Origin of the sequence: Enterobacter cloacae complex sp. SHL001 (assembly GCF_049236825.1) — a bacterium.
Taxonomy (GTDB): domain Bacteria; phylum Pseudomonadota; class Gammaproteobacteria; order Enterobacterales; family Enterobacteriaceae; genus Enterobacter; species Enterobacter hormaechei_C.
In genome coordinates this window covers 74,111-99,991 of the sequence record NZ_JBMKIP010000010.1, presented here as the reverse complement: position 1 = coordinate 99,991, position 25,881 = coordinate 74,111, and the positions used below count along the sequence as shown (strand labels likewise).

Sequence of the window (25,881 nt, the reverse complement as noted above, 5' to 3'; positions counted from 1 at the left end):
CTGAACCTCAGGAAAACGAATAACGATAAGGAGGAATGCCTACCGTGTTGACGTTGTTACACCTGCTCTCCGCAGTCGCACTGCTGGTATGGGGCACCCATATCGTTCGTACCGGCGTGATGCGTGTGTTTGGCGCACGTTTACGTACCGTTCTCAGCGGCAGCGTTGAGAAGAAGCCGCTCGCCTTCTGCGCGGGTATTGGCGTCACGGCGCTGGTGCAAAGCAGCAACGCCACCACCATGCTCGTCACCTCGTTCGTGGCGCAGGATCTGGTGGCGCTCGCCCCGGCGCTGGTGATTGTCCTTGGCGCCGACGTCGGTACCGCGCTGATGGCGCGTATCCTGACATTCGATCTCTCCTGGCTGTCGCCACTACTGATTTTTATCGGCGTCATTTTTTTCCTCGGCCGTAAGCAAAGCCGTGCCGGGCAGCTTGGCCGCGTCGGTATTGGCCTCGGGCTGATCCTGCTGGCACTGGAGCTGATTGTGCAGGCTGTCACGCCGATCACCCAGGCCAACGGTGTGCAGGTCATCTTCGCCTCGTTAACCGGCGATATTATGCTGGATGCGCTGATCGGCGCGGTATTCGCCATCGTCAGCTACTCCAGCCTGGCAGCGGTCCTGCTGACGGCGACCTTAACCGCCGCAGGGGTAATTTCCTTCCCGGTGGCGCTGTGCCTGGTGATCGGTGCCAACCTCGGCTCTGGCCTGCTGGCGATGCTCAACAACAGCGCCGCCAACGCTGCCGCCCGCCGGGTGGCGCTGGGGAGTTTACTGTTTAAGCTGGTGGGTAGCCTGATCATTCTGCCGTTTGTGCACCCGCTGGCGAACCTGATGGATAATCTCTCTCTGCCGAAAGCGGAGCTGGTGATCTACTTCCACGTCTTCTACAACCTGGTGCGCTGTCTGGCAATGGTGCCGTTTGCCGCGCCGATGGCCCGCTTCTGCGAGCGGCTTATTCGTGATGAACCGGAGCTGGACGCGCGCCTTAAACCGAAGCATCTGGACACCTCGGTGCTGGATACTCCTGCGCTGGCAATCGCCAATGCCGCCCGCGAAACGCTGCGCATGGGCGACGCGATGGAAACCATGCTGGAAGGGCTGCAAAAGGTGATGCACGGCGAGCCGCGCGAAGAAAAAGAGCTGCGCAGGCTGGCGGACGATATCAACGTGCTGTATACCGCCATCAAGCTCTATCTGGCGCGGATCCCCCAGGACGAGCTGGCGGAAGAGGAGTCGCGCCGCTGGGCGGAAATCATCGAGATGTCGCTTAACCTGGAGCAGGCTTCGGATATTGTCGAGCGTATGGGCAGTGAAATCGCAGACAAATCCCTGGCCGCACGCCGGGCGTTTTCTGTTGAAGGGCTGAAAGAGCTGGAAGCGCTGCACGAACAGCTGGTCAGCAACCTGAAGCTGGCGATGTCGGTCTTCTTCTCCAGCGACGTGCCGAGCGCGCGCCGCCTGCGCCGCAATAAGCATCGTTTCCGCATCCTTAATCGCCGCTACTCACACGCCCACGTTGAGCGTCTGCACCAGCAGAACGTGCAGAGTATCGAGACCAGCTCACTCCACCTGGGACTGCTGGGCGATATGAAGCGCCTGAACTCGTTGTTCTGTGCGGTGGCGTACAGCGTGATGGAGCAGCCGGATGAAGACGATGAGCGGGATGAGTATTAATCCCCAGAGGGTTTGATTGTTAACCCAAGGCCCAATGCTTTCATGACCGCCAGCGTGGTTTTGAGCGTTGGGTTCCCCTTATCACTGAATGATCGATACAGTTGTTCTCGTGACAGGCCCGTTTGCTGGGAAATGGTCGACATCCCTTTCGCTCGGGCGATGACGCCCAGCGCTTCAGCAATGTACGCTGAGTCACCCGTCTCTAATGCATCAGCCATAAACACAGCGATTTCCTCGTCATCCACCAGTGCGTTGGCTGGATCGTAGGGTGTTAATTTATGCATGCTCATTCACTCCTGCCATTGGGATACATTGCTCAGCATTTTTGCCATAAGTATGTCTCTGGCCTGGCTGCTTTTGTCACCACCACATAACAGCACGATGATGCAATTGCCCTGGTCCTTAAAATAGACTCTGTAGCCCGGGCCAAAGTGGATCCTCAGTTCACTGATTCCTTCCCCCACGGGTCTAATGTCGCCCGCTAAGCCATTTGCCAGCCTAAAGAGGCGGGAAGCGATAATCGTCTTTGCCCGCCTGTCCTTTAAATTTTGCTCCCAGCGTCGGAAGGATTCTGTCTGAACGATCTCCTTCATATTACTCCCTGTGATTTATAAACTACAAGCAATTGTCTCTGGAGAGTAAAGCTAAAAGGAGTTAGCTCAAGGATAAATAGCCTGACGCTAAATCCTGAAAGCGTCTCGCAAACTAAAAAACCCGTCTCAGTAACCGTCGGCTAATCTTTTTTTCCAGCCCAAACCTAAGGTATATTTCGCCCTTCACAGGAGAAACTATGCTGCCAACTCAATCAACCCGATTAAACAAATACATTAGCGAGAGCGGGATCTGCTCACGTCGCGAGGCTGACCGTTACATTGAACAGGGTAACGTGTTTCTTAACGGCAAACGCGCCACCATTGGCGATCAGGTAGTGCCTGGCGATGTGGTGAAAGTGAATGGTCAGGTCATCGAACCGCGTGATGCCGAAGACCTGGTGTTTATCGCGTTGAACAAGCCGGTTGGGATTGTCAGCACTACGGAAGATGGCGAGCGGGACAACATCGTTGATTTCGTGAACCACAGCAGCCGTATTTTCCCGATTGGCCGTCTGGATAAAGACTCTCAGGGGCTGATTTTCCTTACCAACCACGGTGACCTGGTCAACAAAATTCTGCGTGCCGGTAACGACCACGAGAAAGAGTACATTGTTACGGTGAACAAGCCGGTCACGGACGAGTTCATCCGGGGAATGGGCGCAGGTGTGCCGATTCTGGGCACCGTGACGAAGAAGTGTAAAGTCAGAAAAGAGGCGCCGTTTGCGTTTCGTATCACGCTGGTGCAGGGCCTGAACCGCCAGATCCGCCGCATGTGCGAGTACTTCGGTTATGAAGTGACGAAGCTGGAACGCACGCGCATCATGAACGTCAGCCTGTCCGGGATCCCGCTGGGCGAGTGGCGTGATTTAACGGATGACGAGCTGATCGAGCTGTTCAAACTTATCGAGAACTCCTCGTCCGAAGCGAAGCCGAAAGCTAAAGCCAAACCGAAAACGCAGGCGATTAAGCGTCCGGTGGTGAAGGCACCGCAGGCGGAAGAGAAAGGGCGGGGCAAGCCGGGCAACGGAAAACGCTTTACCCAGCCGGGGCGCAAAAAGAAAGGGCGCTGATTAGCGCCTTCCACGGGTTGATGTGCTGGCGGACCAGGAAAAAGTCGCCTCTGCATCAGGTTTATAAGCCTGCTCTTTTTTCAGCTTGCGGGCTTTTTTCGCCGCAGCATCACGTTGCGCCATCAGTTTATCGATGTACTCTTTTTTAACCTGATTGGTTTCGGCGTTCGTCAGCGTGCGGCCATGCGTGATGCGGGCGCGGTCGAGAAGCGTTTTCAGTTCGCGCTGCTCGGCTTCGGTCATGTCTTTCTGGGTCAAACGTGGTGTAGCCATTGCTGAAGCCTCCTGATGGGGAGGCTTCAGTGTAAAGCAAGCCGGGTCAATTAACCCTGTTTCACCGCATCTTTTTTCGGTTGGTCATCAATCGGCTTACCGGACCAGTATCCTGCTAACAGCGAACCGGACAGGTTGTGCCAGACAGAGAACAGCGCCCCCGGCAGCGCTGCCAGCGGTGAGAAGTAAATTTTACCCAGCGCCGCCGCCAGGCCGGAGTTCTGCATCCCCACTTCGATCGCCAGCGTGCGGCAGGTGGATTCGTCAAAGCCAAACAGCTTTCCGCCCCAGTAACCGCCCAGCAGACCAATAGTGTTATGCAGCACAACCGCGACGATCACCACAAAGCCCACCGAAGCAATGTGCGATGCGGAACCGGCTACCACGGCGCTGATAATGGCCAGAATGCAGACCATCGAAAACGCGGGCAGATACGGCTCAACCGCTTTCACCACCCGCGGGAAGAGATGGTGGATCACCAGCCCCAGCGCAATCGGGATCACCACGATTTGCAGGATGCTGAGCAGCATGCCCATCACGTCCACCTGGATATGCGCGTCGACGTACAGGCGGGTTAACAGAGGCGTGGCAATCACGCCCACCAGCGTGGAAACGGACGAGATGGTGACGGAGAGCGCCACGTCGCCTTTCGCCAGATAGATCATGACGTTAGATGCCGTACCGCTGGCGACGCTCCCCACCAGCACCATCCCGGCGGAAAGGTCGGGCGGCATCTTAAAGGCCATCGCCAGCAGCCATGCCGCGAGCGGCATCACCAGGTAGTGCAGGAAAATCCCTGCGGCAACCGGTGCCGGGCGAGACAGCACGCGTTTGAAATCGTCAATTTTCAGATGCACGCCCATGCCGAACATAATCAGCATCAGCAGCGTGGTGACCCACGGACCAATGCCCGTGAACGTGGCAGGAGTGTAATACGCGAGTACAGAGAGCAGCAGCGCCCATAACGGGAACAGCCGGGTGATAGCGGAGAGCATAGTGAATTCCTTGCAGTATTGTCGTGTTGTTTTGTTATAAAAAAGCCGGGTCTGTGCCCGGCTTATTGATATTGTTTATCGTGCTAACGAATTTTATTCAAACAAATTCTGATGAAGTTTCTGCACGACCTGCTCGGCCTGATCGGCAGGGACCAGGAAGCAGAGGTTGTAGCTGGACGCGCCGTAGCAAATCATGCGGATATTGAACGGGTCGAGCACGCCGAACACCTCTTTGCCCACGCCGCACGCGCGCGACAGCTTATTACCGATGATGGCAACCAGCGCCAGATCTTCTTCCACCTCCACGCGGCACAACTCGGAAAGCTCAATCAGCAGCGACTGCGTCAGCAGGGTGTCGCCGGTAGAGGTGGAGCCGGTGGTGTCGAGCGTCAGCGCGATGCTGACTTCTGACGTGGTGATCAGGTCCACGGAGATATTGTGGCGCGCCAGGATGCCAAACACTTCCGCCAGAAATCCACGGGAGTGCAGCATATTATGGCTGTGCAGGGTAACCAGCGTCTGCTTACGACGCAGGGCCAGCGCGCGGAACAGCGGTGGGTTCTCGGTTTTCTTGCAGACCAGCGTCCCGCCCGCCTTTGGATCTTTACTGGAGCCAACGAAGACCGGAATGTCGCTGCGCACGGCGGGCAGCAGCGTGGCCGGGTGCAGCACTTTCGCGCCGAAAGTCGCCATTTCAGCCGCTTCTTCAAAGGCGATCACGTCAATACGTTTTGCCGCAGAGACCACGCGTGGGTCGGTGGTGTAGATACCCGGCACGTCCGTCCAGATATCCACGCGGGTGGCGTGCAGGGCTTCACCCAGCAGGGCGGCGGTGTAGTCGCTGCCGCCACGGCCCAGCGTGGTTGTGCGCCCTTTGGCTTCGCTGCCGATAAAGCCCTGGGTGATCACTATGCCTTCATCCAGGCGCGGGGCAAGCTGCTGGTTAGTCAGCTCAGCCAGGGCTTCCACGTCCGGCTCGGCGCGGCCAAAGCGGTCGCTGGTGCGCATCACTTTACGCACGTCGAACCACTGCGCCTGAATATTGCGCTCGCGCATGATCTCAACGAACAGCAGTGTGGACATCAGTTCGCCGTGGCTGACCAGTTCATCGGTCAGTGCGCTGGAGGTGGCCAGCGACGCGGCTTCTGCCAGGGTGGTGATATTTTCCAGCAGGCGTTCCACTTCCTCACGAATGACGTTCGGGTTTTGCAGACGCTCGAGAATGTCGAACTGAATTTTGCGCAGTGCATCCAGCTTCACGAAACGCTCGGTCGCTTCCAGTCCTTCAGACAGGGAAACCAGCAGGTTCGTCACGCCGGCTGAGGCGGAAAGCACCACCAGGCGGGTATTCGGATCGGCCAGCACCACATCGGCGCTGCGGTTCATGGCATCGTAGTCTGCCACACTGGTGCCGCCAAACTTGGCGACCACAAAACTCGTCATAACAACCTCGTGTCAGGGAATGAATAGAGCGACCTTGGCACAAGAATGAAGCGAGAACAGGTGCAGGCGCAAAATACGGCCCTATAAATAAAATGCGGGGGAGGTCCTGTCAATGCTGGGATTATGCGGATTTTTCATGGGGGGGTACCCCTCAGAAACAGGACTTATAACAGGCCCATATTTTATGCTCCTTTTTCCCCCTTTTTGACCAACATTTCGCCACGCCGGAAGGGCGCGACAGCAGCTATACTTTTCGGGTCTTTTCACCTGCGTTTGATGCAGACCAGGGCAATGGCATAAAAACCATCACAATTTTTATTTGCAGGCGCTACAATCGACCGCAGTCACAATTCTCAAATCAGAAGAGTATTGCTATGAAAAACATCAACCCAACGCAGACCGCTGCATGGCAGGCACTACAGAAACATTTTGATGAAATGAAAGACGTCACTATCGCGGATCTGTTCGCGAAAGATGCCGATCGTTTCAGCAAGTTTTCCGCCACCTTCGATGACCTGATGCTGGTGGATTTCTCCAAGAACCGTATCACCGAAGAGACGCTGGCGAAGCTGCAAGATCTGGCGAAAGAGACTGAGCTGGCAGATGCCATCAAATCCATGTTCTCCGGTGAGAAAATCAACCGCACCGAAGACCGTGCCGTCCTGCACGTGGCCCTGCGTAACCGTAGCAATACGCCAATTATCGTAGACGGCAAAGATGTGATGCCGGAAGTGAACGCGGTGCTGGAAAAGATGAAAACCTTCTCTGAAGCGATCATCTCAGGTAGCTGGAAAGGCTACACCGGCAAAGCGATCACCGACGTCGTAAACATCGGTATCGGCGGCTCTGACCTCGGCCCGTTCATGGTGACCGAGGCGCTGCGCCCGTACAAAAACCACCTCAACATGCACTTCGTGTCCAACGTCGATGGGACTCACATCGCTGAAGTGCTGAAAAAGGTGAACCCGGAAACCACGCTGTTCCTGGTGGCGTCTAAAACCTTCACCACTCAGGAAACCATGACCAACGCCCACAGCGCGCGCGACTGGTTCCTGAAAACCGCGGGCGACGAAAAGCACGTGGCGAAACACTTTGCGGCGCTGTCCACCAACGGTAAAGCGGTGGGTGAGTTCGGTATTGATACCGCGAACATGTTTGAGTTCTGGGACTGGGTGGGCGGCCGCTACTCACTGTGGTCTGCGATCGGTCTGTCCATCATCCTGTCCGTGGGCTTCGACAACTTCGTTGAACTGCTCTCCGGCGCGCACGCGATGGACAAACACTTCTCCACCACCGCGCCTGAGAAAAACCTGCCGGTACTGCTGGCGCTGATCGGGATCTGGTACAACAACTTCTTCGGCGCTGAAACCGAAGCGATTCTGCCGTACGACCAGTACATGCACCGCTTTGCGGCCTACTTCCAGCAGGGCAACATGGAATCCAACGGCAAGTACGTTGACCGTAACGGCAACGCGGTGGATTACCAGACTGGCCCAATCATCTGGGGCGAGCCGGGCACCAACGGCCAGCACGCGTTCTACCAGCTGATCCACCAGGGCACCAAAATGGTACCGTGCGATTTCATCGCCCCGGCGATTACGCACAACCCACTGTCCGACCACCATCCGAAGCTGCTGTCTAACTTCTTCGCCCAGACCGAAGCGCTGGCGTTCGGTAAATCCCGCGAGGTGGTTGAGCAGGAATACCGTGACCAGGGTAAAGATCCGGCTACGCTGGAGCACGTTGTGCCGTTTAAAGTGTTCGAAGGCAACCGTCCAACTAACTCCATTCTGCTGCGCGAAATCACGCCGTTCAGCCTGGGTGCGCTGATTGCCCTCTACGAGCACAAAATCTTCACTCAGGGCGCTATTCTGAACATCTTTACCTTTGACCAGTGGGGCGTTGAGCTGGGCAAACAGCTGGCAAACCGCATTCTGCCAGAGCTGGGTGACGATAAAGCGATCGACAGCCACGACAGCTCCACCAATGGTCTGATTAACCGTTATAAAGCCTGGCGTGCGTAATAAATATGTCATGAACAATGCCGGCGATATGCCGGCATTTTTTTATCGGATAATTCCTGATGTCTGTTAGTTATCTCAAATTCTGAATCTGAGTTTAATCCGAAAAAGACGGTAACCCCGTTAATTGCTGAGGTTTATTTTAAGAAAATACGGAGTGATATTTTAATGTTCTTATATTATAAATTGTTGATTTATAGTGATTATATATTTCCTTGATTCTTTTTTCCTTCCATTTTTAACCATTAGTCTGAAAACCTCATCCCTATTTACCCCCACGGTAAACCCACTGCTTTAGTTGTGTATACTCGAATCCGCCTGAATTTCTTTTCGGGCAAATCTCCATTCATTCATTGAAGGGAAATTGTTATGAAGAAAGTACTGTATGGCATTTTTGCCATATCTGCGCTTGCGGCGACGTCTGTCTATGCAGCTCCGGTCCAGGTCGGGGAAGCAGCAGGGTCGGCAGCGACGTCTGCGTCTGCGGGGAGTTCTACCGCAGCCAGCACCAGCGCCGTAAGTTCAGCCGTGGGTGTCGCGCTGGCGGCAACCGGTGGCGGTGATGGCTCCAATACCGGAACCACGACCACTACGACGACCAGCACCCAGTAATAACGGGTGTTTTAATCATAACCACACTTCGGTGTGGTTATTTCGCCCCTTCGGAGAAGAGTCGTGAAGCGACCTGCAATCATCCTGATTTGCCTGCTGTTGCAGGCGTGCTCAGCTACCACCAAAGGGCTGGGCCACTCACTGTGGGACAGCATGTTCGGCACGCCGGGCGTGCATCTGACCGATGACGAACTTCAGAACATGCCGTATGCCAGCCAGTACATGCAGCTAAACGATGGTCCGCAACTGTTTGTGGTGCTCGCTTTCGATGAAAACGGGCAGCAGAAATGGGTGACGCAGGATCAGGCCACCATCGTGACGCAGCATTCCCGCATCGTGAAAACGTTGCTCGGCGGCGACAACCTGCTTGAGGTGAACAACCTGGCTGAAGATCCGCTCATCAAGCCGAATCAGATCGTCGATGGCGCAAGCTGGACGCGCACGATGGGCTGGACCGAGCATAAACAGGTGCGCTACGCCACGGCCCGCTCCACCTTCCGCTGGGACGGTACGGACAGTGTCAAAGTGGGCAGCGACGAAACGCAGGTGCGCGTGCTGGATGAAGAAGTGACAACCGATCAGGCCACCTGGCATAACCGCTTCTGGGTGGACGAAGAGGGGCAAATCCGCCAGTCCTTACAGTATCTCGGTGCCGGTTTCTTCCCGGTGAAGGCCACCCTGATCAAGGCGGCGAAATCATGAAAATGTTCATCCACATTGCGCTTCTCGCCAGCCTGACCTCGCCGCTGGCGTGGTCTGCGGGAACGGTACAGGTCTACACCCCGGACAGCGAAAAACCTAAAACCTTAACCAATGCCGGGCATCTGCTCGATCTGGTGGGGCAGCCGAGGCTGGCGAAAAGCTGGTGGACCGGGGCGGTGATCAGCGAGCGTCAGGCGACGATCGTAGCGGAACAAAAACATCAGGCGCTGCTCGCCCGACTGAGCGGGCTGGCACAACAGGAAGATACCGACGATGCCGCGGCCATTACTAGCCTGCGTCAACAGCTTCAGGCGGTTAAGGTGACGGGGCGCCAGAAGGTGAATCTGGATCCGGATGAGGTGCGCGTTGCGGAAAACGGCAATCCGTCGCTGGAAGGGGACTATACCCTGTGGCTTCCGGCTCAACCTTCCACCGTCACCGTGATGGGGCTTCTCAGCAGCCCTGGCAAAAAGCCGTTTACGCCGGGCCGGGACGTGGCGAGCTATCTCGACGAGCAAAGTCTGCTCAGCGGAGCGGATAACAGCTATGCCTGGGTGGTCTATCCGGACGGGCATACGCAGAAAGCGCCGGTGGCTTACTGGAATAAACGCCATATCGAACCTATGCCAGGCAGCATCATTTTTGTCGGTTTTGCCGACCATTTCTGGACGAAAGCGTATGACGGGCTTAATGCCGATATCCTTCGCTCCCTGATACAGCGGATACCGGAATAATGAAAAAAACCTATCTCTACAGCATGCTTGCACTGTGCGTGAGTGCCGCCTGTCATGCAGAAACGTATCCGGCACCCATCGGCCCATCGCAGTCCGATTTTGGCGGCGTGGGCTTACTGCAAACCCCAACCGCGCGTATGGCCCGCGAGGGGGAAATCAGCCTTAACTATCGCGATAACGATCAGTACCGTTACTACTCTGCGTCCGTGCAGCTGTTCCCCTGGCTGGAGACCACGCTGCGCTACACCGACGTGCGTACAAAACAGTACAGCAGCGTGGATGCCTTCTCCGGCGACCAGACTTATAAAGACAAAGCTTTCGACGTGAAGCTGCGCCTGTGGGAAGAGAGCTACTGGATGCCGCAGGTCTCCGTTGGTGCGAAGGATATCGGCGGGACCGGCCTGTTTGACGCGGAATACATCGTGGCCAGCAAAGCCTGGGGACCGTTTGATTTCTCACTCGGTCTGGGATGGGGCTATCTCGGCACCAGCGGCAACGTCAAAAATCCGTTCTGTACCTACAGCGATAAATACTGCTACCGCGATAACAGCTACCAGAAAGCGGGCTCCATCAACGGGGACCAGATGTTCCACGGCCCGGCCTCGCTGTTTGGCGGCGTGGAGTATCAAACACCGTGGCAGCCGTTACGTCTGAAGCTGGAGTACGAAGGAAACGACTACTCGCAGGACTTCTCCGGGAAAATTGAGCAAAAGAGCAAGTTTAACGTCGGCGCCATTTACCGCGTCACCGACTGGGCCGACGTTAACCTCAGCTATGAGCGCGGTAATACCCTGATGTTTGGCTTTACCCTGCGCACTAACTTTAACGACATGCGGCCGCACTACAATGACAACCCGCGGCCAAAATATCAGCCGGAGCCGCAGGATGCGATCATTCAGCACTCCGTGGTAGCGAATCAGCTGACGCTGCTGAAATATAACGCGGGCCTGGCGGATCCAAAGATCCAGACCAAAGGCGATACGCTGTACGTCACCGGCGAGCAGGTAAAATACCGCGACTCCCGCGAAGGGATCGAGCGCGCCAACCGGATCGTCATGAACGATCTGCCGGAGGGGATCCGCACGATCCGCGTGACGGAGAACCGCCTCAACCTGCCGCAGGTCACAACCGAAACCGATGTTGCCAGCCTTAAGCGTCATCTTGAAGGCGAACCGCTGGGACATGAAACCGAGCTGGTACAAAAACGCGTTGAGCCGGTGGTGCCAGAGAGCACCGAGCAGGGCTGGTATATCGATAAATCCCGCTTCGATTTCCATATCGATCCGGTGCTGAACCAGTCCGTGGGTGGGCCGGAAAACTTCTACATGTATCAGCTGGGGGCGATGGCGACGGCGGATCTGTGGGTGACCGACCACCTGTTGACCACCGGTAGTCTGTTCGGCAACATTGCTAACAACTACGACAAATTTAACTACACCAACCCGCCGAACGATTCAAAACTGCCGCGCGTGCGTACCCGCGTTCGCGAATATGTGCAGAACGATATCTACGTGAATAACCTCCAGGCCAACTACTTCCAGTACTTCGGCAATGGCTTCTACGGCCAGGTTTACGGTGGCTATCTGGAAACCATGTTCGGCGGCGCCGGGGCAGAAGTGCTTTATCGTCCTGTCGACAGCAACTGGGCGTTTGGGGTTGATGCCAACTACGTGAAACAGCGTGACTGGCGCAGCGCGCAGGACATGATGAAGTTCACCGACTACAGCGTCAAAACCGGCCACCTGACCGCCTACTGGACGCCGTCGTTCGCGCAGGACGTGCTGGTGAAAGCCAGCGTCGGCCAGTATCTGGCGGGTGATAAGGGCGGTACGCTGGATATCTCCAAACACTTCGACAGCGGCGTGGTGGTGGGCGGCTATGCCACCATCACCAACGTTTCGCCAGACGAGTACGGGGAAGGGGACTTCACCAAAGGGGTGTACGTGTCGATTCCGCTGGATCTGTTCTCATCAGGCCCAACCCGCAGCCGTGCGGCAGTGGGCTGGACGCCGCTGACGCGCGACGGCGGTCAGCAGCTTGGACGTAAATTCCAGCTGTATGATATGACCAGCGATAAGAACATTAACTTCCGCTGATGCTTATTTGCCCGGTGGCGCTGCGCTTACCGGGCCTACGAGAGTGTTTTTGTAGGCCGGGCAAACGCAGTGCCGCCCGGCAAGAATGTTCATCTGGACAAAACATAAACAAAAAATATAGATCCCCGTCACATTTTTGCGTTATACAGGAACCTCGCCCTGGAGAATGAGGTGCTGTATGACATCCCTGACTCGTCCGCGCGTTGAGTTTATCTCAACGATACTCCAGACCGTGCTGAACCTCGGTCTGCTGAGCCTTGGCCTGATCCTGGTCGTTTTTCTGGGTAAAGAGACGGTGCATCTGGCGGATGTGCTGTTCGCCCCTGAGCAAACCAGCAAATACGCGCTGGTGGAAGGCCTGGTGGTCTACTTTCTCTACTTTGAATTTATCGCCCTGATTGTGAAGTACTTTCAGTCCGGCTTTCACTTCCCGCTGCGCTATTTTGTCTACATTGGCATCACCGCCATTGTGCGGCTGATCATCGTCGATCATAAATCCCCGCTCGACGTGCTGATCTACTCGGCGGCGATCCTGCTGCTGGTGATCACCCTCTGGCTGTGCAACTCGAAGCGGCTGAAACGCGAATAAAAAAAATGGCGGCCCGGAGGCCGCCGAATAACAGTCACAAGTTGGTTCAATACAATACGTCTAAAGTTGAGGGTTGCAGTGGCATAACAAATGAAACTTAACCTTTCACACCGCCCGCCGTCAGGCCGTTGACCAGCCAGCGCTGGGCCAGCAGGAACACCACGGTAATCGGGATGGCAGAGAGGACGGCCGCCGCGGCAAAGTCGCCCCACAGGTAGTTTTGCGGGTTGAGGTACTGCTGCATACCGACGGCAAGGGTGTAGCTGTTCACATCGCGCAGTAGCAGTGAGGCGACCGGGACTTCGGTGATGGCCGCGATAAACGACAGGATAAACACCACCGCCAGAATCGGCACCGACAGCGGCAGCAGCACCAGACGGAACGCCTGCCACGGTGTCGCCCCATCCAGCGCCGCCGCTTCTTCCAGCGAACCGTCGATGGTTTCGAAATAGCCTTTGATGGTCCACACGTGCAGGGCGATGCCGCCAAGATAGGCGAAGATCACGCCGCCGTGAGTGTTCAGGCCGATGAACGGCACATACTGCCCAAGACGGTCAAACAGGGCATACAACGCCACCAGCGACAGCACGGCCGGGAACATCTGGAAAATCAGCATCCCTTTCAGCAGCGTCGCTTTGCCCGGGAAACGCATACGGGCGAAGGCGTAAGCGCAGGTGGTGGAGAGCGTCACGATGCCGATCGCAGTGATGGTCGCCACCTTCACCGAGTTCCATAGCCACAGCAGCACCGGGAACGGCGGCGGCGTGACGCGGCCATCCGCATGTTCCACGCTGAAGCCCAGCGCGAGCTTCCAGTGCTCCCAGGAGATTTCGTCCGGGATCAGGCTCCCGGTGGCGAAGTTCCCCGAGCGCAGGGAGATGGCGATAACCATCAGCAGCGGGAACATGATCGCCGCGATGAAAATCAGCAGGCCTAAGTGCGTCGCGAGGAGGCGCAGTTTCTGAGATTTGGGTTGTACCATTGCCATGTTCAGTGCCCTCCTTAGTCAAATTTCATACGTGTGGCTTTCAGGTTCACAATCGCCAGGGCGCCCACCAGCAGGAAGATCAGGGTGGCAATCGCCGCCGCCAGGCCGAAGTCCTGACCGCCGCCGCCCTCGAAGGCGATGCGGTAGGTGTAGCTCACGAGCAGGTCGGTATAGCCTGCCGGCGTGGTGGTGCCGAGACGGTCCGGGCCACCGTTGGTCAACAGCTGAATCAGCACAAAGTTGTTAAAGTTAAAGGCGAAGCTGGCGATCATCAGCGGCGTCAGAGGCTTAATGAGCAGCGGCAGGGTAATTTTGAAGAAGTTCTGGAACGGACCCGCGCCGTCCATCGCCGAGGCTTCGTACAGATCGTCCGGGATAGCCTTCAGCAGCCCCATGCACAGGATCATCATGTACGGATAACCGAGCCAGGTGTTCACGATGATAATCATCGAGCGGGCGGTGGTTGGGTCGCTGAACCAGGCCGGTTTGATACCGAACAGCGCGCTCAGCATCATGTTGATTTCACCGAAGCTCTGGTTAAACAGCCCTTTGAAAATCAGAATCGAGATAAACGACGGCACGGCGTAGGGCAGAATCAGCAGCACGCGGTAAATCGCTTTGCCTTTCAGGGACTCCCACTGCACGAGGCAGGCCAGCACCATGCCCACGGCCACGGTCAGGATCACGGTCAGCACCGAGAATACCACCGTCCAGACGAAGATGGCGAAGAAGGGTTTCTGGATGCCTTCGTCGGTAAATACGCGGGTGAAGTTGTCCCAGCCGATGGTGACGGTATAGCCCGGGCTGAGTTTGTCGTCGCCCCAGCTGCCGTCGGCATTCACCGACTGATAGAAACCGATATCGTTGTTCGGACGGTACTTCACGCCGCTCTGGTTGTTGGTCAGCGTGCCGTCATCCGCCAGAGTATAAAGCGGCTGCGTGCCGGAGAACTGACGCAGCGAGCTCATGGTCACTTTGCTTTCGTCTGGCAGCACGGCGGTGAGCTGGGTCAGCGCCTGACGATTCTGGGTAATGATACGCAGGTTCGCACGTTCACCTTCCGGCAGGGCCGCAGCCTCTTTTAAGGCCAGCTTCTGCTCGCCGCCAAATTTGAACGCGTCGGAAAGATAGGTTTTGCCGCTCTCACCGTCAGTGAGCGCTAACTTCCACTCGTCACCCGTGGGATACAGGCCGAAGTTAAAGGTTTTACCCGCCTGGTAAGAACGATCCAGAAGCACCTGGGTGGCACGCTCCTGCGCGAGCTGGTTGGTGCTGCTGTAGTTGGTAAAGGCAATCGCGATGGTGCAGATCAGCGGAAAGAGGACAAACAGCCCCATCCCGGCAACGCCCGGGTAGACATAGCGCCAGGCGTACGCTTTACGGTTGGCGAAAATATACAGGCCAACCGAGCTTAAAATCAGCGTCATGATGGCAAACAGGTATTCCCCTTGCACGTACATTAAAACAACAAGGTAACCCACCAGCAGACACAGCAGACCTATCACTGACCACTTCAGTGCGTCGCTTTGCCACCAGTGTTTCTTTTTAATGACATCCATGGGGTTCTTCCTCTACAACGGTGGAAACTTATCGTCAGGTGGCGCTGCGCTTACCTGACCTACGGATCGTGCCGTAGTCGTAGGGCGGGTAAGCGCACGCGCCACCCGCCGTTTTTCAGACTTACTTAGTAATACGGCCCTGAGCATCTTTCAGTGCGGCATCGACAGTCTGGCGACCGCTTGCAGCGTTGATGACCGCGGTACGGGTGGCGTACCAAAACGCAGCCATCTGTGGGATGTTCGGCATGATTTCGCCTTTCTGGGCGTTATCCATGGTGGCCGCAATACGCGGATCTTTCGCCAGCTGATCCTGGAAGGATTTCAGCGCAACGGCGCCCAGCGGCTTGTCCTTGTTCACTTCATCCAGACCCTGATCGGTCAGCAGGTAGTTTTCGAGGAACTCTTTCGCCAGCTCTTTGTTCGGGCTGGCGGCGTTGATGCCTGCGCTCAGCACGCCCACGAACGGTTTAGACGGCTTGCCGTTGAAGGTTGGCAGCAGGGTCACGCCGTAGTTGATTTTGCTCTTGTCGATGTTGGTCCAGGCCCACGGACCATTGATGGTCATCGCGGTTTCGCCTTTGTTGAACGCCGCTTCCGCGATGGAGTAGTCGGTATCCGCATTCATGTGTTTGTTCTTAATCAGGTCAACCAGGAAGGTCAGGCCTTTTTTCGCGCCCGCATTGTCCACGCCCACGTCTTTCACGTCATATTTGCCGTTTTCAAACTTGAACGCGTAACCGCCGTCGGCAGCAATCAGCGGCCAGGTGAAGTACGGCTCTTGCAGGTTGAACATCAGGGCGGATTTACCTTTCGCCTTCAGCTCTTTATCCAGAGCAGGGATCTCTTCCCAGGTTTTCGGTGGGTTTGGCACCAGGTCTTTGTTGTAAATCAGTGACAGGGCTTCAACCGCGATTGGGTAAGCGATCAGCTTGCCGTTATAGCGAACGGCGTCCCAGGTGAACGGGAACAGTTTGTCCTGGAAGGCTTTGTCTGGCGTAACTTCTGCCAGCAGGCCAGACTGCGCGTAGCCCCCGAAACGGTCATGCGCCCAGAAGATAATGTCCGGACCATCGCCAGTTGCCGCAACCTGCGGGAACTTCTCTTCCAGTTTGTCCGGGTGTTCTACGGTGACTTTGATACCGGTGTCTTTCTCGAATTTTTTGCCCACTTCGGCCAGACCGTTATAGCCCTTGTCGCCGTTAATCCAGATAACCAGCTTACCTTCTTCAATTTTGGCGAGAGCCGGTGCGGAAATCATCATTGCTGCGAGGGCGGACAATGCGAAAACGCGTGCGCCAGTCTTGATCTTCATATCTGCCATCCTTTATTGGTGATGTGCTCGTGGATACATAAGGTGGTTCAACGTGACTCAGTCTCCTTATTTGACATCCTCTTTCCATCCTCCCAGTCCCTACGCCCCACCCCCTGTTTGTGTGATCCCTGTAACATAAATTTAAGTTATGAGTGCTGGCGCACATAAAAACCCACTGAATTTTGCAGGCCGCTTCACGATTTTCGCCTCAGCCCCTCCGCTGCGGTCGCAGAGCCTGCTCTCTCATCCTCCCGCCTCCTCCCCCATAAAAAAGCCGGGGGGTGGAGGATTCACGAAAGTAATGGAACACGCATAGTGAACTTATCTTGAATGTTTCTGTCGGTGACAGGTTGTAACGAAGGGAGAAGGGCATGGCGAGCGTACAGCTGCGTAATGTAACGAAAGCCTGGGGCGACGTAGTGGTGTCAAAAGACATCAATCTGGACATCCACGAAGGTGAGTTTGTGGTGTTCGTGGGTCCATCAGGCTGTGGTAAATCGACTCTGCTGCGTATGATTGCCGGTCTTGAAACCATCACCAGTGGCGATTTATTTATTGGTGATACCCGAATGAACGACATCCCGCCAGCTGAACGCGGCGTGGGCATGGTGTTCCAGTCTTATGCCCTTTATCCGCATCTTTCCGTTGCCGAGAACATGTCCTTTGGCCTGAAGCTGGCCGGCGCGAAAAAAGAGACCATTAACCAGCGCGTCACCCAGGTGGCGGAAGTGCTCCAGCTGGCACATCTGCTGGAGCGTAAACCGAAGGCGCTCTCCGGTGGTCAGCGTCAGCGTGTGGCCATTGGCCGTACGCTGGTGGCCGAGCCGCGCGTGTTCCTGCTCGATGAACCGCTTTCTAACCTGGATGCCGCCCTGCGCGTCCAGATGCGTATCGAAATCTCCCGTCTGCACAAACGCCTTGGACGCACGATGATTTACGTCACCCACGATCAGGTCGAAGCGATGACGCTGGCCGACAAAATCGTGGTGCTGGACGCCGGTCGCGTGGCGCAGGTGGGCAAACCGCTGGAGCTGTATCACTACCCGGCAGACCGCTTTGTTGCGGGCTTCATTGGCTCGCCAAAGATGAACTTCCTGCCCGTAAAAGTGACCGCGACGGCAATCGAACAGGTACAGGTGGAGCTGCCAAACCGTCAGCAAGTCTGGCTGCCGGTCGACAGCGCCAACGTACAGGTGGGGGCCAATATGTCCCTCGGTATCCGCCCTGAGCATTTACTACCGAGCCACATCGCTGATGTGACGCTGGAAGGTGAAGTTCAGGTCGTCGAACAGCTTGGTCACGAAACACAGATTCATATCCAGATCCCCGCCATCCGTCAGAACCTGGTCTACCGCCAGAATGACGTGGTGTTGGTAGAAGAGGGTGCCACATTCGCTATCGGTTTGCCGCCAGAGCGCTGCCATCTGTTCCGTGAGGATGGCACTGCATGTCGTCGGTTGCACAAAGAGCCAGGCGTTTAAGCATTCCAATTACAAAGAAAAGCAATGATCTCAGGAGATAGAATAATGATTACTCTGCGCAAAGTCCCTCTGGCTGTCGCCATTGCGGCAGGCATCCTGTCTGCCCAGGCGGGCGCCGTAGACTTTAAAGGTTATGCTCGTTCCGGCATTGGCTGGACCGGAAGTGGCGGTGAACAACAATGTTTCCAGGCAACAGGCGCACAAAGTAAATACCGTCTCGGTAACGAATGTGAAACCTACGCCGAACTGAAACTGGGCCAGGAAGTGTGGAAAGAAGGCGACAAGAGCTTCTATTTCGACACCAACGTAGCGTACTCCGTTTCTCAACAGAATGACTGGGAATCCACCAGCCCGGCCTTCCGTGAAGCTAACGTGCAGGGTAAAAACCTGATTGAATGGCTGCCAGGCTCTACCATCTGGGCCGGTAAACGCTTCTATCAGCGTCATGACGTACACATGATCGACTTCTACTACTGGGATATCTCTGGTCCTGGTGCCGGTATTGAAAACATCGATCTGGGCTTTGGTAAACTCTCTCTGGCAGCGACCCGTTCTTCTGAGTCCGGCGGTTCTGCAACCTTCGCCGATCGTGATGCGAACGGCGACCGTATTTATGACAACGTGGTACCAAACGATGTCTTCGACGTCCGTTTAGCCGGTCTGGAAACCAACCCGGGCGGTACGCTGGAGCTGGGCGTTGACTACGGTCATACCAACATTCCTGACGACTACTACCTGCAACCTGGCGCCTCTAAAGATGGCTGGCTGTTCACCGCTGAACACACCCAGAGCATGATGAAAGGCTTCAACAAGTTCGTACTGCAATACGGTACGGATTCCATGACCTCTAACGGTAAAGGTATTCCACAGGGCGGCAGCATCGATAACGACGGCTCTATGTGGCGCGTGCTGGACCACGGTGCAATCACCCTGGCAGACCGTTGGGACCTGATGTACGTCGGTATGTACCAGAACATCGATCGTGACAACAACAACGGTACCGAGTGGTGGACCGTGGGTGTTCGTCCAATGTTCAAATGGACGCCGATCATGAGCACCTTGCTGGAAGTGGGCTACGACAACGTCAAATCTCAGAAAACTGACGACAAAAACAGCCAGTACAAAATCACCCTGGCACAGCAATGGCAGGCAGGCGACAGCATCTGGTCCCGTCCGGCTATCCGCGTCTTCGCAACCTACGCGAAGTGGGATGAGAAATGGGGCTATGCAAACAACGACTCAGGTGCAGGTTACACCTCTGGCGTAGCGTATAGCGACACCTCCGCGAAAACCTTCAGCCGTGGCGACAACGATGAGTGGACCTTCGGCGCCCAGATGGAAATCTGGTGGTAATTCGTCAAGCCTGACGTAATGACCTGAAAAGAGGGGCGCAAGCCCCTCTCTCCTTAGGGTGCTGCGCGCTATTGCCTGGCCACCGCAGTGCTCACGCTATCAGAGGTAATAACAATGAAAATGAAGAAAAGTCTCGTCGCGCTGTGCCTCTCTGCGGGGCTGTTGGCCTGTGCGCCTGCGGTCACCTTTGCAGATGTGAATTTTGTTCCTCAAAATACTAGCGCTGCGCCAGCTATTCCGGCTGCGGCACTACAGCAACTGGTGTGGACGCCAGTTGATCAATCGAAAACACAAACTACCCAGCTTTCAGCGGAGGGCCAGTCACTGAACGTGCCGGGTATCAGCGGTCCGGTCGCGGCTTTCAGCGTGCCGGCGAATATCGGCGAGCTGACCCTGACATTGACCAGTGAAGTCAATAAACAGACCAGCGTCTTCGCGCCGAACGTGCTGATCCTCGATCAGAACATGACGCCATCCGCGTTCTTCCCAAGCGACTATTTCAGCTATCAGGAGCCTGGCGTCATGAGTGCCGATCGGCTGGAAGGCGTTATGCGCCTGACGCCAGCCCTGGGTCAGCAGAAGATTTATGTCCTGGTGTTCACGACTGAAAAAGATCTGCAACAGACAACGAAGCTTGTTGACCCGGCAAAAGCCTATGCGAAAGGCACGGGGAACTCTGTCCCGGATATTCCGGACCCGCTTGCCCGTCATACCACCGATGGTCTGATCAAGCTGAAAGTCTCCACCAACAGCGCCTCCAGCGTACTCGTAGGCCCGCTGTTTGGCTCATCTGGCCCGGGTCCGGTAACGGTGGGTAATACTGCCGCGCCTGTGTACGCCGCGCCAGCCGCAGCACCGGCCGCAGCCCCGGCCCCGGCGAAAAAAGCCGAGCCCGTGCTTAACGATACTGAAACTTACTTTAACAACGCCATCAAGCAGGCGGTTAAAAACGGCGATGTCGATAAAGCGCTGAAACTGCTTGATGAAGCCGAGCGTTTAGGTTCAACCACTGCCCGTTCCACCTTTATCAGCAGTGTAAAAGGCAAGGGGTAACCGTCTCCCCACAGTGCTGATTTTGTTAGTCGTTTAGTGCGCCTTCACGGGCGCACTTTTTTTGGCTAAGTTGCGCCATTGTTGCGATAGTGATCGCTAAATTTGGTTTGTCCGTCCTCATTTTGCCAATCTGCGATACAATGCCTTTACGTTATGTATCGGAGAGTCTGGCATGTCACACCCCGCGCTAACGCAGCTGCGTGCGCTACGCTATTTCGACCAAATACCCGCGCTTGACCCGGAGCAACTGGACTGGCTGCTGCTGGAAGATTCCATGACAAAACGTTTTGAGCAACAGGGTAAAACGGTCACGGTGACGATGATTCAGGAAGGGTTTGTCTCGCCTGCGGAGATTGCCAGCGAGCTGCCGCTGCTGCCGCAAGAAGAACGCTACTGGCTGCGTGAAATTTTACTGTGTGCAGATGGCGAGCCGTGGCTTGCCGGGCGGACGGTGGTTCCTGAGTCTACACTTTCCGGGCCGGAGCTGGCATTGCAACGCCTCGGCAAAACGCCCCTGGGGCGCTATCTGTTCACCTCGTCTGAACTGACCCGTGATTTTATTGAAATTGGTTGCGATGCCGATTTGTGGGGGCGCCGTTCCCGCCTTCGTTTGAGTGGCAAGCCGTTAATACTGACGGAACTTTTTTTGCCTGCATCGCCGTTGTACTAAGAGGGAGAAAAAATGGAGTGGAGTCTGACGCAGAATAAGCTGCTGGCCTATCACCGCCTGATGCGTACTGATAAACCCATTGGCGCGCTGCTGCTGCTGTGGCCGACCTTATGGGCGCTGTGGGTTGCCACGCCGGGCGTGCCGCCGCTGTGGATCCTGGCGGTGTTTGTGGCGGGCGTCTGGCTGATGCGCGCTGCGGGCTGTGTGGTTAACGACTATGCTGACCGGAAATTTGATGGACATGTTAAGCGCACCGCGAATCGTCCTCTGCCGAGCGGTCAGGTGACCGGGAAAGAGGCGCGCATTCTGTTCGTGGTGCTGGTGCTGCTCTCATTCATGCTGGTGTTAACCCTTAACACCATGACCATTCTGCTGTCAGTTGCTGCTCTGGCGCTGGCCTGGGTTTACCCGTTCATGAAGCGATACACCCATCTGCCGCAGGTGGTATTGGGTGCGGCATTTGGCTGGTCGATTCCCATGGCGTTTGCCGCGGTCAGCGAGTCCGTTCCGCTCAGTTGCTGGCTGATGTTCCTGGCGAATATTCTCTGGGCCGTTGCGTACGATACCCAATACGCGATGGTCGATCGCGATGACGATCTCAAGATTGGCATCAAATCGACGGCGATCCTGTTTGGTCGTCACGACAAACTTATCATCGGCATATTGCAGGTGGCGGTGCTGGCGCTGATGGTGGCGATTGGTCGCCTGAACGGCCTGAACTGGGAGTTTTACTGGTCCGTACTGGTGGCGGGGCTGCTGTTTGCGTATCAGCAGAAGCTGATCGCGAAACGCGAGCGTGAAGCCTGCTTTAAAGCGTTTCTGAATAATAACTACGTCGGGCTGGTGCTGTTTCTGGGCCTGGCGATGAGTTACTGGTGATAAAAAAGCCGGGTGGCGGCTTCGCCTTACCCGGCCTACGATTTAGCGGAACATGTAGGCCGGGTAAGCGTTAGCGCCACCCGGCTTTAGCATCACTCGCCCTGCGTCGAACTCTCAATCGTCAAACGCACATCCGCGGTAATCAGCTCTGCCAGCATCTGGTAAACCTTCATCGTCTCTTCCGGCTCGGCATCGCCCGTATCGCTAATGTACCCTTCGTCGCGCAGCGTCAGCACCAGGGAGCTGAATACCGCTTTGTCGAAGAATTCCGGGGCGTTAATGCCATGCAGAACGGAAAGGCGCTGGGCCAGCGTCCGGCTCTCTTTTTCCAGCGTACCGCGGTTGATGGACGGATTTGCACTCAGCAACCAGAAGGTAATGGCGTAGCGCTGCAACGTCTCACGCGCACCGGAAGCCAGAAGCTGCAAGGTACGAGAACGTGACGGATTGATATGCAGTTCGTCATCACTGATGGTAATCAGCCCCTGCCGATGCATCTCTGCCGTCATTTTATCGAGCTCTGCCGCCAGTTCATCCTTACTCCAGCGCAGGAACAGCTCCGCTTTCAGCATTGGGTAGATGGCCTGAATATGGCGCAGCAGCTCCTGACGCGAAATACGGCGGTGCTGGGTAATAATGGCCGCCATCAGCGACGGCAGCATCAGCATGTGCGTGATGTTATTGCGGTAGTAGGTCATCAGCACGGCCTGCTCGCGCGGCAGAATGATGATGTCACCAATCGTATCTTTCTCGACTTCGAATTTGTTCATCTGCAACGCGTGATCGATCAGCTCGCTGGCGGTGGCAGACGGCACGGTCGAATCAACGGAATACGGCACGTTGCGCATGATATCCAGGTAGCAGTCAATCTGCTCGGTCAGCTGTTCGCGGGTCAGTGAACGCTGGCGGGAGGCCAGAAGCGCAGTACAACACAGGTTCATGGCGTTTGCCGCACCAGCATTGTTGATGCGTACCATCAGCTCGGATGCAATGCCGTTGACCGTTGGCGTCAGCCAGGCCGGACGTACCGCTTCGATAGGATCGATAGACTCGCGCCACTCCGGAACATGATGGTTCAGATATGTCATCAGCGGCAGGGGCTCGCCAAAGTTCACGTAGCCCTGGCCGAGGTTGCGCAGTTTACTCAGCCCACGCAGCATCTGCGGCAGACTCTCTTTCTCTTTGGTTGCACCGCGCAGCTCTTTCGCGTAGGTGCCCACTTCCATCACGTGTTCATAACCGATGTAAATAGGCACCAGCGTGATAGGACGCGTACCGCCACGCAGCATGGCCTGAATGGTCATCGACAGCGTGCCGGTCTTCGGATCGAGCAGACGACCGGTACGCGAGCGACCGCCTTCAACAAAGTACTCCACGGAATAACCGCGGCTGAACAGCTCGCCCAGATACTCCCTGAAGACGGTGGAGTAAAGCTTGTTACCCTTAAAGGTACGACGAATAAAGAACGCACCCAGACGGCGGAAAATCGGGCCTGCTGGCCAGAAGTTCAGGTTGATACCGGCAGCAATATGCGGCGGCACCAGCCCCTGGTGATAGAGCACGTAAGAGAGCAACAGGTAGTCCATGTGGCTGCGGTGGCAGGGCACATAGACAATCTCGTGGCCGTCGTGCGCTAACTGACGTACGCGCTCGGCGTTGTGGACGTTAATCCCCTGATAGAGGCGGTTCCACGTGAAGCCAAGGATACGGTCAGAGAGGCGAATCATCTCGTAGGAGAAATTCGCGGCGATCTCTTCCATCAGCGCTATCGCGTTCTGCTGCGCTTTCTCGTGCGAAATTTTCTTGCTGCGCGCTTCGTCTTCTACGGCACGGGCAATCGCTTTGGAAGCCAGCAGCTTGTTGAACAGATCCTGACGTGCCGGGAGACGTGGTCCAACGGCCGCCAGACGCTGACGTGCAAAGTGCATACGCGCAACGCGCGCCAGCTTTTGCGCAATGATTTTGTCAGTGCCGTGTTCATCCGCCATGCGGCGCAGTGAAACGGAAGGTGAGAAGCGGACAAAGCTGTCGCGTCCCAGCCAGGAGACGGCGAAGAACTTCTGAATGCCGTTGAGCATACGCAGCGGCGGGTTCTCTTCCCCTTTTTCGCGCCCCGGACGACGGCCAAACATCACCGACACCGGCACCATCTGCACGTCCAGATCGGGGTTGCTGCGGTGCAGATCGAGGTAATCATGGAACAGCTTAATGGACTCTTCTTTCGGCGTGTAATAGGTGAACACGCGCGGCCCGCCATGGATGAACACGTAGCGCGGCAGCAGCGTACCGTCGACTTCCAGCGGTTCAAGCGGGTCAGGTAAATCGTGCGCCAGACATTGAGCGCGAAGCGTCAGCAGGTCTGCCTTCGAGTTATAAGGCAAAACGTACATAATAGGGCGCGACGTATCGAGCCCTAATTCCAGCGCAGGTTCTGCTGGGATAGACTTACTTTTTACCAGGACGCTTAATGGTAAATTAAGTAATTTGTAGTAAATTCGTGGCCAGCCGGACATAAACGATGTAAAGCCTCTGGTTAATAATGCAATTGCGGCGCAAGGATAACAGAAAGCGCGCAAAATTTCTGTTGTTACCCGTCATACTTCAGGTTGCAGCAAAACGCGCTGCGGCTTTAGTTACAGACGCTATTTATCATAAAAGGTTCTTTTAATGGCCAATAATACCACTGGGTTAACTCGAATCATTAAAGCTGCCGGTTATTCATGGAAAGGTTTCCGCGCGGCATGGGTTAATGAAGCCGCTTTCCGCCAGGAAGCGGTTGCCGCAATCGTTGCCGTTGTCATCGCCTGCTTCCTTGATGTTGATGCTATCACCCGCGTACTGCTCATCGGATCTGTCCTTCTGGTGATGATAGTGGAAATTCTGAATAGCGCTATTGAGGCCGTTGTTGACCGAATCGGGTCGGAATTCCATGAACTGTCTGGCCGGGCGAAAGACATGGGTTCCGCTGCCGTACTGCTGGCGATTATCACTGCGGCGATCACCTGGGTCACGCTGCTTTGGTCGCATTTCCGATGAGCCTCGAGGAATAATTAAGTCCCTGGTTTTTTGTGCAGTTTTTGGTTCCAAAATCGCCTTTGACTGTATATACTCACAGCATAACTGTATATACACCCAGGGGGCGGTATGAAAGCGTTAACGACCAGGCAGCAAGAGGTGTTTGATCTCATTCGGGATCATATCGGCCAGACGGGTATGCCACCCACGCGTGCAGAAATTGCGCAGCGTCTGGGCTTCCGTTCTCCTAATGCTGCCGAAGAGCACCTTAAAGCGCTGGCGCGTAAGGGCGTGATTGAGATTGTTTCCGGCGCCTCACGCGGCATTCGTCTGCTTGTGGAAGAAGAGAGCGGTATTCCGCTGGTGGGCCGCGTTGCCGCAGGTGAACCTCTGCTGGCGCAGCAGCACATCGAAGGGCACTATCAGGTTGACCCAGGCATGTTCAAGCCGAGCGCCGATTTCCTGCTGCGCGTTAGCGGAATGTCCATGAAAGATATCGGTATTCTGGATGGCGATCTGCTGGCGGTACACAAAACGCAGGACGTGCGTAACGGGCAAGTCGTGGTGGCGCGCATTGATGATGAAGTGACGGTTAAGCGCCTGAAAAAACAAGGCAATACCGTGCAGCTTCTGCCTGAAAATAATGAATTCTCCCCGATTGTGGTGGATCTCCGCGAGCAGAGCTTCTCTATTGAAGGGCTGGCGGTCGGCGTTATCCGCAACGGTGAATGGCTGTAATCTCTTCCTGACAGGCTGTAGTTCCTCTA

General features: G+C 55.9%; 24 protein-coding genes. 15 read left to right on the top strand and 9 right to left on the bottom strand.

Annotated elements, in window-relative coordinates:
• Window positions 1-44: 44 nt before the first annotated feature.
• Complete coding sequence (locus ACOTYH_RS20245) at window positions 45-1,676, top strand: Na/Pi cotransporter family protein (protein WP_003860350.1); 1,632 nt, start codon at window positions 45-47, stop codon at window positions 1,674-1,676.
• Here the strand turns inward: ACOTYH_RS20245 and ACOTYH_RS20240 are convergent.
• Both ACOTYH_RS20240 and ACOTYH_RS20235 read right to left on the bottom strand, forming a co-directional pair.
• Window positions 1,673-1,960 (bottom strand): addiction module antidote protein, encoded by a 288-nt coding sequence (locus tag ACOTYH_RS20240; protein WP_032672198.1) that lies wholly within the window; start codon window positions 1,958-1,960, stop codon window positions 1,673-1,675. The genes ACOTYH_RS20245 and ACOTYH_RS20240 overlap by 4 nt on opposite strands.
• A gap of 6 nt (window positions 1,961-1,966) precedes the next feature.
• Complete coding sequence (locus ACOTYH_RS20235) at window positions 1,967-2,269, bottom strand: type II toxin-antitoxin system RelE/ParE family toxin (protein ID WP_023315213.1); 303 nt, start codon at window positions 2,267-2,269, stop codon at window positions 1,967-1,969.
• Between the two features lie 197 nt (window positions 2,270-2,466).
• On the opposite strand from ACOTYH_RS20235, the gene rluF reads away from it, so the two are divergent.
• Complete coding sequence (gene rluF / locus ACOTYH_RS20230; protein WP_003860347.1) at window positions 2,467-3,339, top strand: 23S rRNA pseudouridine(2604) synthase RluF; 873 nt, start codon at window positions 2,467-2,469, stop codon at window positions 3,337-3,339.
• On the opposite strand, the gene ACOTYH_RS20225 is transcribed toward rluF, so the two are convergent.
• The 3 genes from ACOTYH_RS20225 to lysC form a co-directional block, all read right to left on the bottom strand.
• Window positions 3,340-3,612 (bottom strand): DUF3811 domain-containing protein, encoded by a 273-nt coding sequence (locus tag ACOTYH_RS20225; RefSeq protein ID WP_032668823.1) that lies wholly within the window; start codon window positions 3,610-3,612, stop codon window positions 3,340-3,342. It lies immediately after the preceding gene.
• Window positions 3,613-3,662: 50 nt separating this feature from the next.
• The gene (gene panS, locus ACOTYH_RS20220; protein ID WP_015570166.1) at window positions 3,663-4,607 is read right to left on the bottom strand and encodes a ketopantoate/pantoate/pantothenate transporter PanS; all 945 of its coding nucleotides are present in this window, start codon (window positions 4,605-4,607) and stop codon (window positions 3,663-3,665) included.
• Between the two features lie 93 nt (window positions 4,608-4,700).
• Window positions 4,701-6,050, bottom strand: coding sequence for a lysine-sensitive aspartokinase 3 (gene lysC, locus ACOTYH_RS20215; protein WP_006810501.1), 1,350 nt, complete (start codon window positions 6,048-6,050; stop codon window positions 4,701-4,703).
• A 374-nt stretch (window positions 6,051-6,424) separates the two neighbouring features.
• On the opposite strand from lysC, the gene pgi reads away from it, so the two are divergent.
• The 6 genes from pgi (at window position 6,425) to psiE (ending at window position 12,804) form a co-directional block, all read left to right on the top strand.
• Window positions 6,425-8,074, top strand: a complete 1,650-nt coding sequence (gene pgi / locus ACOTYH_RS20210; RefSeq protein ID WP_003860343.1) for a glucose-6-phosphate isomerase — start codon at window positions 6,425-6,427, stop codon at window positions 8,072-8,074.
• A gap of 366 nt (window positions 8,075-8,440) precedes the next feature.
• Window positions 8,441-8,683, top strand: a complete 243-nt coding sequence (gene yjbE / locus ACOTYH_RS20205; protein ID WP_003860341.1) for an exopolysaccharide production protein YjbE — start codon at window positions 8,441-8,443, stop codon at window positions 8,681-8,683.
• 63 nt (window positions 8,684-8,746) lie between these two features.
• The gene (locus ACOTYH_RS20200) at window positions 8,747-9,385 is read left to right on the top strand and encodes a YjbF family lipoprotein (protein ID WP_017382614.1); all 639 of its coding nucleotides are present in this window, start codon (window positions 8,747-8,749) and stop codon (window positions 9,383-9,385) included.
• Window positions 9,382-10,119 (top strand): capsule biosynthesis GfcC D2 domain-containing protein, encoded by a 738-nt coding sequence (locus ACOTYH_RS20195; protein ID WP_015570167.1) that lies wholly within the window; start codon window positions 9,382-9,384, stop codon window positions 10,117-10,119. Before ACOTYH_RS20200 ends, ACOTYH_RS20195 begins: the two co-directional genes overlap by 4 nt.
• A complete protein-coding gene (locus ACOTYH_RS20190) occupies window positions 10,119-12,215 on the top strand; it encodes a YjbH domain-containing protein (RefSeq protein ID WP_421637876.1) in 2,097 nt (698 codons plus the stop codon). Before ACOTYH_RS20195 ends, ACOTYH_RS20190 begins: the two co-directional genes overlap by 1 nt.
• 178 nt (window positions 12,216-12,393) lie before the next feature.
• Entirely contained in the window at window positions 12,394-12,804 is a 411-nt protein-coding gene (gene psiE / locus ACOTYH_RS20185) for a phosphate-starvation-inducible protein PsiE (RefSeq protein WP_000202963.1), read from the top strand.
• 97 nt (window positions 12,805-12,901) lie between these two features.
• On the opposite strand, the gene malG is transcribed toward psiE, so the two are convergent.
• The 3 genes from malG to malE all read right to left on the bottom strand — a co-directional run bounded on the left by malG (window position 12,902) and on the right by malE (window position 16,663).
• On the bottom strand, window positions 12,902-13,792 hold the full coding sequence (gene malG, locus ACOTYH_RS20180; protein ID WP_003860332.1) for a maltose ABC transporter permease MalG: 891 nt from the start codon (window positions 13,790-13,792) through the stop codon (window positions 12,902-12,904).
• Between the two features lie 14 nt (window positions 13,793-13,806).
• Window positions 13,807-15,351, bottom strand: a complete 1,545-nt coding sequence (gene malF / locus ACOTYH_RS20175) for a maltose ABC transporter permease MalF (protein ID WP_017694723.1) — start codon at window positions 15,349-15,351, stop codon at window positions 13,807-13,809.
• Between the two features lie 121 nt (window positions 15,352-15,472).
• Window positions 15,473-16,663 carry a maltose/maltodextrin ABC transporter substrate-binding protein MalE gene (malE, locus tag ACOTYH_RS20170; protein ID WP_023295759.1) on the bottom strand — a complete coding sequence of 397 codons (1,191 nt, stop codon included), beginning with the start codon at window positions 16,661-16,663 and terminating at the stop codon, window positions 15,473-15,475.
• A 371-nt stretch (window positions 16,664-17,034) separates the two neighbouring features.
• On the opposite strand from malE, the gene malK reads away from it, so the two are divergent.
• From malK to ubiA, 5 genes are all read left to right on the top strand, one after another.
• A complete protein-coding gene (malK, locus tag ACOTYH_RS20165) occupies window positions 17,035-18,144 on the top strand; it encodes a maltose/maltodextrin ABC transporter ATP-binding protein MalK (protein WP_003860329.1) in 1,110 nt (369 codons plus the stop codon).
• 42 nt (window positions 18,145-18,186) lie between these two features.
• Window positions 18,187-19,497 carry a maltoporin gene (locus ACOTYH_RS20160; protein WP_026080558.1) on the top strand — a complete coding sequence of 437 codons (1,311 nt, stop codon included), beginning with the start codon at window positions 18,187-18,189 and terminating at the stop codon, window positions 19,495-19,497.
• Window positions 19,498-19,611: 114 nt separating this feature from the next.
• On the top strand, window positions 19,612-20,550 hold the full coding sequence (malM, locus tag ACOTYH_RS20155) for a maltose operon protein MalM (protein ID WP_421637875.1): 939 nt from the start codon (window positions 19,612-19,614) through the stop codon (window positions 20,548-20,550).
• Between the two features lie 172 nt (window positions 20,551-20,722).
• Entirely contained in the window at window positions 20,723-21,220 is a 498-nt protein-coding gene (gene ubiC / locus ACOTYH_RS20150; protein ID WP_015570175.1) for a chorismate lyase, read from the top strand.
• A 12-nt stretch (window positions 21,221-21,232) separates the two neighbouring features.
• Complete coding sequence (gene ubiA / locus ACOTYH_RS20145; RefSeq protein WP_015570176.1) at window positions 21,233-22,099, top strand: 4-hydroxybenzoate octaprenyltransferase; 867 nt, start codon at window positions 21,233-21,235, stop codon at window positions 22,097-22,099.
• A 92-nt stretch (window positions 22,100-22,191) separates the two neighbouring features.
• Here the strand turns inward: ubiA and plsB are convergent, their stop codons facing one another.
• Window positions 22,192-24,612, bottom strand: coding sequence for a glycerol-3-phosphate 1-O-acyltransferase PlsB (gene plsB / locus ACOTYH_RS20140; protein WP_003860322.1), 2,421 nt, complete (start codon window positions 24,610-24,612; stop codon window positions 22,192-22,194).
• A 154-nt stretch (window positions 24,613-24,766) separates the two neighbouring features.
• Here plsB and ACOTYH_RS20135 point away from each other — a divergent pair, with 154 nt between their 5' ends.
• On the top strand, window positions 24,767-25,135 hold the full coding sequence (locus ACOTYH_RS20135) for a diacylglycerol kinase (RefSeq protein WP_017382619.1): 369 nt from the start codon (window positions 24,767-24,769) through the stop codon (window positions 25,133-25,135).
• A gap of 108 nt (window positions 25,136-25,243) precedes the next feature.
• Window positions 25,244-25,852 carry a transcriptional repressor LexA gene (gene lexA, locus ACOTYH_RS20130; protein WP_003860318.1) on the top strand — a complete coding sequence of 203 codons (609 nt, stop codon included), beginning with the start codon at window positions 25,244-25,246 and terminating at the stop codon, window positions 25,850-25,852.
• Window positions 25,853-25,881: the final 29 nt, after the last annotated feature.

Bases quoted from the DNA above. Each gene is read 5' to 3' on its own strand.
- ACOTYH_RS20235 (WP_023315213.1), bottom strand. From the start codon at position 2,269: ATGAAGGAGATCGTTCAGACAGAATCCTTCCGACGCTGGGAGCAAAAT.
- rluF (WP_003860347.1), top strand. From the start codon at position 2,467: ATGCTGCCAACTCAATCAACCCGATTAAACAAATACATTAGCGAGAGC.
- panS (WP_015570166.1), bottom strand. From the start codon at position 4,607: ATGCTCTCCGCTATCACCCGGCTGTTCCCGTTATGGGCGCTGCTGCTC.
- pgi (WP_003860343.1), top strand. From the start codon at position 6,425: ATGAAAAACATCAACCCAACGCAGACCGCTGCATGGCAGGCACTACAG.
- ACOTYH_RS20135 (WP_017382619.1), top strand. From the start codon at position 24,767: ATGGCCAATAATACCACTGGGTTAACTCGAATCATTAAAGCTGCCGGT.
- malF (WP_017694723.1), bottom strand. From the start codon at position 15,351: ATGGATGTCATTAAAAAGAAACACTGGTGGCAAAGCGACGCACTGAAG.
- malM (WP_421637875.1), top strand. From the start codon at position 19,612: ATGAAAATGAAGAAAAGTCTCGTCGCGCTGTGCCTCTCTGCGGGGCTG.
- ACOTYH_RS20190 (WP_421637876.1), top strand. From the start codon at position 10,119: ATGAAAAAAACCTATCTCTACAGCATGCTTGCACTGTGCGTGAGTGCC.
- plsB (WP_003860322.1), bottom strand. From the start codon at position 24,612: ATGTCCGGCTGGCCACGAATTTACTACAAATTACTTAATTTACCATTA.
- ACOTYH_RS20225 (WP_032668823.1), bottom strand. From the start codon at position 3,612: ATGGCTACACCACGTTTGACCCAGAAAGACATGACCGAAGCCGAGCAG.
- psiE (WP_000202963.1), top strand. From the start codon at position 12,394: ATGACATCCCTGACTCGTCCGCGCGTTGAGTTTATCTCAACGATACTC.
- ACOTYH_RS20195 (WP_015570167.1), top strand. From the start codon at position 9,382: ATGAAAATGTTCATCCACATTGCGCTTCTCGCCAGCCTGACCTCGCCG.
- malK (WP_003860329.1), top strand. From the start codon at position 17,035: ATGGCGAGCGTACAGCTGCGTAATGTAACGAAAGCCTGGGGCGACGTA.
- ACOTYH_RS20240 (WP_032672198.1), bottom strand. From the start codon at position 1,960: ATGCATAAATTAACACCCTACGATCCAGCCAACGCACTGGTGGATGAC.
- lysC (WP_006810501.1), bottom strand. From the start codon at position 6,050: ATGACGAGTTTTGTGGTCGCCAAGTTTGGCGGCACCAGTGTGGCAGAC.
- malE (WP_023295759.1), bottom strand. From the start codon at position 16,663: ATGAAGATCAAGACTGGCGCACGCGTTTTCGCATTGTCCGCCCTCGCA.
- lexA (WP_003860318.1), top strand. From the start codon at position 25,244: ATGAAAGCGTTAACGACCAGGCAGCAAGAGGTGTTTGATCTCATTCGG.
- malG (WP_003860332.1), bottom strand. From the start codon at position 13,792: ATGGCAATGGTACAACCCAAATCTCAGAAACTGCGCCTCCTCGCGACG.
- ubiC (WP_015570175.1), top strand. From the start codon at position 20,723: ATGTCACACCCCGCGCTAACGCAGCTGCGTGCGCTACGCTATTTCGAC.
- ubiA (WP_015570176.1), top strand. From the start codon at position 21,233: ATGGAGTGGAGTCTGACGCAGAATAAGCTGCTGGCCTATCACCGCCTG.
- yjbE (WP_003860341.1), top strand. From the start codon at position 8,441: ATGAAGAAAGTACTGTATGGCATTTTTGCCATATCTGCGCTTGCGGCG.